Source organism: Oleiphilus sp. HI0067 (assembly GCF_001635735.1).
In genome coordinates, this window is sequence record NZ_LWFI01001081.1 from 1 (window position 1) to 933 (window position 933).

The 933-nt window shown below is 45.8% G+C and carries 2 protein-coding genes; both read left to right on the plus strand.

Going from position 1 to position 933, the window contains the following annotated elements; genetic code table 11:
• A partial coding sequence (locus A3739_RS15070) for an MMPL family transporter (protein WP_156502611.1) occupies nt 1–335 on the plus strand: 335 nt, incomplete at its 5' end.
• 20 nt (nt 336–355) lie between these two features.
• A partial coding sequence (gene secF / locus A3739_RS15075; RefSeq protein WP_197472348.1) for a protein translocase subunit SecF occupies nt 356–933 on the plus strand: 578 nt, incomplete at its 3' end.

Sequence of the window (933 nt, forward strand, 5' to 3'; positions counted from 1 at the left end):
GCATTGCAGGTATTGTTTTGACGGTCGGTATGGCAGTTGATGCGAATGTACTCATATTTGAGCGTATACGCGAAGAATTGAAAGCAGGCATGTCTCCACAACGAGCGATTGATGCGGGTTATGGCAGAGCTTTCGTTGCGATTTTAGATGCAAACATTACAACCTTTATCGCAGCGATTATTTTGTTTGCTGTAGGCACCGGACCAGTGAAAGGCTTTGCGGTTACCTTAGCGTTAGGTATTTTTACCTCAATGTTCACTGCAATTTTCTTGAGTCGTGCCATTACTAATTTGGTTTACGGTTCACGTAAAGTTGAAAAGTTATCCATTGGTTAATAGGTAGTAGGAAACAAAATATGAATACGATTAACTTTATGGGTAAACGCAAACTAGCAGCGCTAGCTTCTATTTTGCTTCTTATCGCATCGATAGCTTCTATTGCTACACAGGGCTTGCAGTTAGGTCTCGACTTCACCGGTGGCACATTGGTGGAAGTGGAGTACGAAATGGCTCCTGATCTAGAGGAGGTTCGAGCGACCCTTAATGATGCAGGTTACGACAAGCTTGTTGTTCAGAACTTTGGTGCAGATACCTCTGTCTTAGTTCGTTTGTCACAAGGCTTTGACGACACAGTTGGTGTGCAAGTGCTGAATGCCTTGTCACAGAGTGGTGAGAAGGTAACGCTGGAGCGCGCAGAATTTGTTGGCTCACAAGTCGGTGAAGAATTGCGTGAGCAGGGCGGTCTAGGGTTGTTGCTCGCACTTGGTATCGTGATGGTTTATGTTGCCTTGCGCTTCCAATTCAAATTCTCTGTGGGTGCCGTAGCGGCCCTTATCCACGATGTAATTATCGTGGTGGGTGTTTTCTCGATCACGCAGTGGGATTTTGACCTGACAGTATTGGCGGCATTGTTGGCGGTCATTGGTTACTCTCT